Here is a 7378-nt window from a genome sequence, read left to right on the forward strand (position 1 = left end):
ATCCCTGCACGCCATCACTCGTCACTGTTTTGCCATGGCGCTGTCATGTGCGCCTGCCAGTCTCCAGCAAACTGCGCCGGAGCCTGCCCATGACCCATGCCGAACTGTCCCGCCCCTCGCGCAAGCAACGCGTGCGTACCCTGTGGATCTCCGACGTGCACCTGGGTACCCGCGACTGCCAGGCTGAACACCTGTCGCAATTTCTCAAGGGCTACCAGGCTGATCGCGTCTACCTGGTGGGCGATATCATCGATGGCTGGAAACTGCGCGGCGGGATCTACTGGCCGCAAGCTCACACCAACGTGATCCGCCGGCTGTTGACCATGAGCAAGCGCGGCACCGAGGTGATCTACGTCACCGGCAACCACGACGAATTCCTGCGCCGCTACTCAAAGCTGATTCTGGGCAACATTCAGCTGGTGGACGAGGCCGAGCACCTGACAGCCGATGGCCGCCGTCTGCTGGTTGTCCATGGCGATCAGTTCGATGTGATTACCCGTTACCACCGCTGGCTGGCGTTTCTGGGTGACCGCGCCTACGAATTCACCTTGGTGCTCAACCGCTGGCTCAACCACTGGCGTGCGCGGTATGGCTATGGTTACTGGTCGCTGTCTGCGTACCTGAAGCACAAGGTGAAAGGGGCGGTGAACTTCATCAGTGACTTCGAGAATGCCATTGCCCACGAGTGCACCCGCCGTGGTTTTCATGGGGTGGTGTGCGGGCATATCCATCATGCCGAAATCCGCAAGGTGGGTGAGGTGGACTACCTCAATTGCGGGGACTGGGTGGAATCGTGCACGGCACTGATCGAGCATTGGGACGGCAGTGTCGAACTGTATCGGCTGGCTGAGGCACAGGCAGCGGCGGCGTTGCGCGAGTCGGCTTAAGGGCCTCAGATGCTTACAGCCTGAGCTTGCCCAGCAGGATATCCCGGAACATCACGAAATCCCCGGCCAGGCTGTAAAGCGGATAGGTGAAGGTCGCTGGCCGGTTTTTCTCAAAAAAGAAATGCCCGACCCAGGCAAAGCCATAGCCGAACACCGGCACGGCCAGCAGCAGCAACCATTTGCCACTGCCAATGGTGTAGGCCAGCAGCGCTATCACCAGGCTGGTGCCGACGAAGTGCAGACGGCGGCAGGTGGGGTTGCTGTGCTCCCCAAGATAGTACGGATAGAACTCGGCAAAACTGCGAAACTGCGCTTTGCTGTTCATGGCAGTGCTCCGGGATTAATACTTCTGGACAAGATACACGGCGTGGAGCCTGATTCGAGTCTAGAGTGACTGACGGGGCCTACCAGTGACAATAGGCGCCAAATGAGTATCCTTGGGGTTCACCGCAGGAGCGGTCGGTAAAAGAAGCCTGTCATGAGCGAAAGAACAACGTCAGCCAGTTGGGCATCAGGGATCGTGAAGGCACTTGAACTGGAAGGGCTGGATTGCAGAGCCATGTTCAAGCAGTTGGGGCTGGACTTTGCCGCCCTCGATGACCCTGATGCACGTTTCCCTCAAGATTCCATGACCCGTCTCTGGCAACTGGCGGTGGAGCTGTCGGGCAATGAGGCCATCGGCCTGAACATGGCACGGGTGGTCCGCCCGGCGTCGTTCCATGTGGTGGGCTATGCGTTGATGTCAAGCCGCACCCTGGCCGAGGGCTTCGAGCGCCTGGTGCGCTACCAGCGCATCATCGCCGAAAGCTCCGACCTCAGTTTCGTCCTTGGCGCCGAGGGCTATTCGCTGATTCTGACCGTGCATGGCGACCACCTGCCGCCGACCCGGCACAGCGCCGAAGCGTCGCTGGCCTGTGCGCTGGCGCTGTGCAAATGGCTCAGTGGCCGGCCGGTACAGCCGCGGCGGGTACTGGTGCAGGGGCCGCAGCCGAAGAATGTCGAGCCTTACAAGGTGGCGTTCCATTCGCCGCTGGTATTCGGTGCCCCGCATGATGCGCTGGTGTTCGAGCGGGCCGACATGGAGGCGCCGCTGCCGACCGCCAACGAGGCCATGGCGGTGCTGCACGACCGGTTTGCCGGCGAGTACCTGGCACGCTTTTCCGAAAGCCGGGTCAGCCACCGCGTGCGCCAGGTGTTGTGCCGCATCCTGCCGCAGGGTGAGCCCAAGCGCGAAACCCTGGCCCAGGCCCTGCACCTGTCGCAGCGCACCTTGCAACGGCGGCTGCAGGAGGAAGGCACCAGCTTCCAGACCTTGCTTGACGACACCCGCCGCGAGCTGGCCGAACAGTACCTGGCCCAGCCGGGCATGACCTTGCTGGAAACCGCCTACCTGCTGGGCTTTGCCGACCCCAGCAACTTCTATCGGGCGTTCCGTCGTTGGTTCGATGCCACGCCCAGCGAGTACCGCGCACGCCTGGGCACGGAAGGCGAAGCGCTCAGTGACGCCAGAACGCCGGCATGCACAACACCAGCACCGTGATGATTTCCAGGCGACCCAGCAGCATGCCGGTCGCCAGAATCCATTTGGCCGCGTCAGGCAGCGTGGCGTAGTTGCCCGACGGGCCGATCACTTCGCCCAGGCCCGGGCCTACACCCGAAACCGTGCCCGCAGCGCCGGTCAGCGCGGTCATCCAGTCCACGCCCAGCAGCGACAGCAGCAGCGCCATGACACAGATGGTGATGGCGAAGAAGAACGAGAACGTCAGGATCGAACGCACGATGTCTTCATCGAGGCGATGGCCGTTGTATTTCTGCTTGATCACCGCGCGCGGGTGAATCAGCTGGTTGAGGCTGGCCTTCAGCAGGATGTAGGCCACCTGGAAGCGGAAAATCTTGATACCGCCTGCGGTCGAGCCGGAGCAGCCGCCAACGAAGCCCAAGTAGAAGAACAGCATCAGCGAGAAGTTGCCCCACAGGCTGTAGTCACCCAGGGAGAAACCGGTGGTGGTGACCACTGAGGTCACGTTCAGCGCTACATGGCGCAAGGCATCGAGCCAGTGCAGATCGGTGCTGTACCAATACCAGGTGCCCAACACCAGCCAGGTGGCCACCAGCATGCCCAGCAAACCTTGCACCTGCTGGTCGCGGATCAGGGCCTTGCGGTTGCCACGCAGGGTAGCTACGTAAAGGGTGAACGGCAGGCTGCCCATGATCATCACCACCACCGCAACCCAGTGCACGGCCGGGATATCCCATTTCGCCAATGACTGGTCGGAGGTGGAGAAACCGCCGGTAGAGATAGCCGACATGGCGTGGTTGATTGCATCGAACGGGCTCATGCCCGCCCACCAGAAGGCCAGCGCGCCCAGTATCGAGAAGCCGACGTAAACCCCCACGATCGACTTGGCGACCATGTGCGACCGCGGCATGACCTTTTCCGAGCGGTCGGACGATTCGGTCTGGAACAGGCGCATGCCGCCGATGCGCAGCAGCGGCAGGATCGCCACCGCCATGGCGATGAAGCCGATACCGCCGAGCCAGTGCAGCATCGAACGCCACATGAGGATGCCCGGCGACATGTTGTCGAGCCCGCTGAGCACGGTGGCGCCGGTGGCGGTGATGCCTGACATGCTTTCGAAGAAGGCGTCTGTGTAGCTGATGTGCTGGGTCAGCAGGAACGGTAGCGCGGCGAACACGCACACCACCAGCCAACTGCTGACGGTCAGCAGGTACATGTCGCGCGGGCGCAGGTGTACATGCTCCGGGCGCCCCTGCACCACCAGGGCCAAGCCGGCGATGAAGGTGATCAGGCTCGACCAGAGAAACGACGGCATGTCGCCGGTGCGCTCGAAGATCACCAGGGTCGCCATGGGCACGGCCATGCTCACGGCCAGCGTAATCAGGAAGATGCCGATGATGAAACCAATAATCCTTAAGGTCGGCAACGCCATGTGATCTGCTCAGACTCGAAACGGAAGGGCGCCATTCTACCTATGGGTCCGGTGATGTAAACGCTAGAATGGCCGCACATTCAACTGCCAGGAGGGTAGCCGATGGAGGCTCTCGACGCATTGCTCAACCGTGTTTCCGTGCCACGCCTGACCGACCCGGCGCCCAATGCCGCCCAGCGTGAGGCGCTGTTCCAGGCTGCCCTGCGCGCCCCGGACCACGGCCAGCTGCGGCCGTGGCGTTTTCTTACCATTGAAGGCCAGGGCCGCGAGAAGCTCGGCGAGCTGTTCGCCGAAGCCTTGCAGCACAAGGGCGATGCCAGCCAGGCGGCACTGGACAAGGCCCGTGCCATGCCGCTGCGGGCGCCATTGTTGATCGTGGTGGTGGCCAGGTTGCAGGACCACTTCAAGGTGCCCAAGTCCGAGCAGCGTCTGGCCGCAGGCTGTGCAGCGCACGGCATTCTGATTGCTGCGCATGCGCAGGGGATCGGCGCGGTGTGGCGTACCGGTGACATGGCCTTCGATGCCCATGTGCACAAGGGGTTGGGGTTGGCCGAGAACGAGGAGCTGATCGGCTACCTGTACGTCGGCACGCCGCTGACCGAGCCGCGGACGGCGCCGGTGCTGGAAACTGCCGATTTCGTCAGTGGCTGGGGTGAGTAAGGCTGCCTTGGACTGATTGATGTATCAAGGCTTCCGGCCTCTTCGCGGGTAAACCCGCTCCTGCAACGGCATCTACATCCCCTGTAGGAGCGGGTTTACCCGCGAAGAGGCCAGGCGCCGTTACACCCATCAACTGCCTGCTGCTTCAGCCAAGGGGAACTCCAGCCTGGCCACAAACCCACCCTGTGGATGATTCTCCAGCACCAGGCTACCGCCATGGCGCTCCGCTGCCTTGCGTGCAATCGCCAGCCCCAGGCCATGCCCCGGCGCTGCCTGCCCCGGCGCGCGAAAGAACGGCTCGCCCAGTTGCGCCATGTGCTCCGCTGCTGCCCCAGGCCCATGGTCACGTACGCTGATCACGATGCGGTTCTGCTCGCGTGCAGCGCTGACCTCGACCGGCTGGCCCGCCGGGTTGAAACGCAGGGCATTGCGCAGCAGGTTGTCCACGGCACGCTCGATCAGCGTTGGCCAACCCTGCAAGCTCAACCCTGGCTGCGCCTCCAGGCGCACGTCCTGCTCCGGCGCGCTTAGCAGGGCATCCTTGCGTACGCTGCCGAGCAAGGCATTGATGTCGACCGGTTCGGCATGAGCCTGCTCGGCATCCACCCGGGCCAGGGCGAGGATTTCGCTGATCAGGTCTTCCAGGCGGTCGCATTCGCGGGTCAGGCGCGGCCACAGGGTTTGCCGCTGCTCGTGATCGGCACGCTCTGCCAGGGCCAAGGCGATACGCAGCCGGGCCAGTGGCGAGCGTAGCTCATGAGACACGTCGCGCAGCAACTGGCGCTGGCTGCCGATGGTGCTTTGCAGGCGTGCGCCCATCTTGTTGAAGTCCTTGGCCAGCACGCCAAACTCGTCGCGCCGAGCTGCCAGCCGTGCCAGGCTGTTCTGCTGATAGGTGGTCTGGCCCAGGTCGTGTACGGCGCTGCGCAGGCGGCTTAGCGGGCGGGTGATGGACAGCGTCACCAGCAGGCTGAACAGGGTCAGCACGACCAAGGCAATGCCCAGTGCGCTGAGCGGCCACAGCAGGCTCTCGCGGTGCCAGGCATCCAGCGCCGGGTGGGGGATGCGGTAGATCAGCAAGTAGGTTTCGCCGGTGTCGGGGCTGGTGTATTCCTCGGTCAGCCGGCGCCATGGCAAGCGCCGCTGGTCATTGTGCTGGCGCGCTTCGAGGGCTGCCGCACGGCGTGGGAAGGTACCGGGCACCAAGGCCTCACCGCTGTCGTCCAGCACCTGCACGTCGATCTTGTAGCGGTTCTTGCGTCGTTCCAGAAAGTGCTGTGCCGCATCCAGTCCTTCCCGCTCGTAGTGCTTGGCCCACTTGCTGGCCAGGGTGTTCAGGCCCGGGTGGCGGCTGAGGATCCAGGCGTCCTGGTTGAGCATGTGCCCGAGCAGGATCGACAGGCCTGCGACCAGGGTGATGGCCAGCCAGAAACTGGCCAGGATGCGCCAGAACAGTGAACGCAAGTGCACCTCCTAAACGGGAAAAGCCCGGCCCGCAGTGATGCGGACCGGGCAGGGGGCGGACAGCTTACTGGGCCTTGGCGCCTTTTTCAGCTTTCCAGGCCTTGAACTCCTGCCACTCGGCTTTCTTGGCGGCGCGTTCCTTTTGCAGTTCATCGAACTTCTTCTGCTGGTCAGGCTTGAGCAGGTTGCGCACCGCGCTGTCGGTCTTGTCGCGGCTGGCTTTCAGCTCGTCCTTCATGGCCTTCTGGTCGGCGGCCGGCAGCTTGGACAGGTAGCGCTCGGTGATGTCGCGGCGCTGCTGCATCTGCTCGCCCATCAGCTTGCCGATCTGCTGGCGCTGCTCGCGGCTCAGGTCCAGTTGGTGGAAAGGCGCATCACCGCGATGATGCGGGCCGTCGTGGCGCGGGCCGCCGTCAGGCATGGCCATGGCAACGGTCGGCAGAGCGGCAGCGAACATCAGGGCGATAAGGGTCTTGCGCATGGTGTCTCTCCTTTACATGGGCCGGTGATTACCGGATGAGCACAGTCTAGGGAGATCACCGTCAAGCGCAGTCAGGGGAGGGTAAAGGCAAAGTAAAGATGAGTGGCCCGTGCAGGCGCGGCCTTGTACCGCGAATGAGGCGCGCAGCTTTACAGGCAGTAGTAATAGCCACGGCTACGCAGCGCCACGATGCGTGGACGGCCATCGGCGTGTGGGCCGATCTTCTTGCGAAGGTTGCTGACATGCATGTCCAGGCTGCGGTCGTACAGGGTCAGCTTGCGGCCCAGGCCGATCTGCGCCAGTTCCTGTTTGTCCAGCGGCTCGCCGGGCTGACGCAGCAGCGCTTCAAGAATACGGCTTTCGGACAGGGTCAGGGTCATTTCGCGGCCATCGATGCTGGCCACACCCCGCGCAGGGCTGTAGACCAGGTCACCCAGTTCCATCTGGCTGGTCGTGGCGGTGGGGTGGCTGCGGCGCAGTACCGCGCGCAGGCGGGCAGTGAGCTCACGCGGGTCGCAGGGTTTTGCCAGGTAATCGTCGGCGCCCAGTTCCAGGCCGAGAATGCGGTCCAGCGGCTCGCCGCGGGCTGACAGCATCAGCACCGGCAACTCGGCATGCTCGCTGCGCAACTGCTTGAGAAGCTCCAGGCCGCTGCCGTCGGGCAACATCACATCCAATACCACGGCAGCAGGCGCATGCTCGGCCAAGGCCTGGCGAGCGCTCTGGCCATCGTGGCAGGCACGCACGGAAAACCCTTCCTGGGTCAGCCAGCTGCCGAGCAGCTCGCACAGTTCCTGGTCATCATCAATCAGTAACAGCTCGCTCATGACTCACTCAATTCAACCAATGACGGCGGTGATTCGGCCCGCCAGTGGCAAAGATACCGCAGACTGATGGCCTGAGTATAACTGCTGGTACCGCGTGGCCCTCTTCGC

At 63.3% G+C, this 7378-nt stretch carries 8 protein-coding genes; 3 read left to right on the forward strand and 5 right to left on the reverse strand.

Annotated features, from left to right (window positions below; all coding sequences use genetic code 11):
* Nucleotides 1-89: 89 nt before the first annotated feature.
* A complete protein-coding gene (locus tag ACF8GF_RS00100) occupies nucleotides 90-887 on the forward strand; it encodes a UDP-2,3-diacylglucosamine diphosphatase (protein WP_176685210.1) in 798 nt (265 codons plus the stop codon).
* 13 nt (nucleotides 888-900) lie between these two features.
* On the opposite strand, the gene ACF8GF_RS00105 is transcribed toward ACF8GF_RS00100, so the two are convergent.
* Nucleotides 901-1212, reverse strand: coding sequence for a DUF962 domain-containing protein (locus ACF8GF_RS00105; protein WP_014590083.1), 312 nt, complete (start codon nucleotides 1210-1212; stop codon nucleotides 901-903).
* A 153-nt stretch (nucleotides 1213-1365) separates the two neighbouring features.
* On the opposite strand from ACF8GF_RS00105, the gene ACF8GF_RS00110 reads away from it, so the two are divergent.
* Nucleotides 1366-2427, forward strand: coding sequence for an AraC family transcriptional regulator (locus ACF8GF_RS00110; RefSeq protein ID WP_209967422.1), 1062 nt, complete (start codon nucleotides 1366-1368; stop codon nucleotides 2425-2427).
* On the opposite strand, the gene ACF8GF_RS00115 is transcribed toward ACF8GF_RS00110, so the two are convergent.
* A complete protein-coding gene (locus ACF8GF_RS00115; protein WP_021783436.1) occupies nucleotides 2384-3838 on the reverse strand; it encodes a TrkH family potassium uptake protein in 1455 nt (484 codons plus the stop codon). The genes ACF8GF_RS00110 and ACF8GF_RS00115 overlap by 44 nt on opposite strands.
* A 102-nt stretch (nucleotides 3839-3940) precedes the next feature.
* Between ACF8GF_RS00115 and ACF8GF_RS00120 the strand changes: the two genes are divergently transcribed.
* On the forward strand, nucleotides 3941-4498 hold the full coding sequence (locus tag ACF8GF_RS00120) for an NAD(P)H nitroreductase (protein WP_176685213.1): 558 nt from the start codon (nucleotides 3941-3943) through the stop codon (nucleotides 4496-4498).
* A 129-nt stretch (nucleotides 4499-4627) separates the two neighbouring features.
* Here the strand turns inward: ACF8GF_RS00120 and ACF8GF_RS00125 are convergent, their stop codons facing one another.
* The 3 genes from ACF8GF_RS00125 to ACF8GF_RS00135 all read right to left on the reverse strand — a co-directional run bounded on the left by ACF8GF_RS00125 (nucleotide 4628) and on the right by ACF8GF_RS00135 (nucleotide 7270).
* Entirely contained in the window at nucleotides 4628-5968 is a 1341-nt protein-coding gene (locus ACF8GF_RS00125) for an ATP-binding protein (protein ID WP_392487632.1), read from the reverse strand.
* A 58-nt stretch (nucleotides 5969-6026) separates the two neighbouring features.
* Nucleotides 6027-6443 (reverse strand): Spy/CpxP family protein refolding chaperone, encoded by a 417-nt coding sequence (locus ACF8GF_RS00130; RefSeq protein WP_103444750.1) that lies wholly within the window; start codon nucleotides 6441-6443, stop codon nucleotides 6027-6029.
* Between the two features lie 149 nt (nucleotides 6444-6592).
* The gene (locus ACF8GF_RS00135; RefSeq protein WP_020193052.1) at nucleotides 6593-7270 is read right to left on the reverse strand and encodes a response regulator transcription factor; all 678 of its coding nucleotides are present in this window, start codon (nucleotides 7268-7270) and stop codon (nucleotides 6593-6595) included.
* Between the last annotated feature and the right edge of the window lie 108 nt (nucleotides 7271-7378).

Source organism: Pseudomonas sp. yb_5 (assembly GCF_043103865.1).
GTDB lineage: Bacteria > Pseudomonadota > Gammaproteobacteria > Pseudomonadales > Pseudomonadaceae > Aquipseudomonas > Aquipseudomonas putida_Y.

What these genes read in the sequence shown, in the direction of transcription:
- ACF8GF_RS00100 (WP_176685210.1), top strand. Translation starts at nt 90, where the DNA reads ATGACCCATGCCGAACTGTCCCGCCCCTCGCGCAAGCAACGCGTGCGT.
- ACF8GF_RS00105 (WP_014590083.1), bottom strand. Translation starts at nt 1,212, where the DNA reads ATGAACAGCAAAGCGCAGTTTCGCAGTTTTGCCGAGTTCTATCCGTAC.
- ACF8GF_RS00110 (WP_209967422.1), top strand. Translation starts at nt 1,366, where the DNA reads ATGAGCGAAAGAACAACGTCAGCCAGTTGGGCATCAGGGATCGTGAAG.
- ACF8GF_RS00115 (WP_021783436.1), bottom strand. Translation starts at nt 3,838, where the DNA reads ATGGCGTTGCCGACCTTAAGGATTATTGGTTTCATCATCGGCATCTTC.
- ACF8GF_RS00120 (WP_176685213.1), top strand. Translation starts at nt 3,941, where the DNA reads ATGGAGGCTCTCGACGCATTGCTCAACCGTGTTTCCGTGCCACGCCTG.
- ACF8GF_RS00130 (WP_103444750.1), bottom strand. Translation starts at nt 6,443, where the DNA reads ATGCGCAAGACCCTTATCGCCCTGATGTTCGCTGCCGCTCTGCCGACC.
- ACF8GF_RS00135 (WP_020193052.1), bottom strand. Translation starts at nt 7,270, where the DNA reads ATGAGCGAGCTGTTACTGATTGATGATGACCAGGAACTGTGCGAGCTG.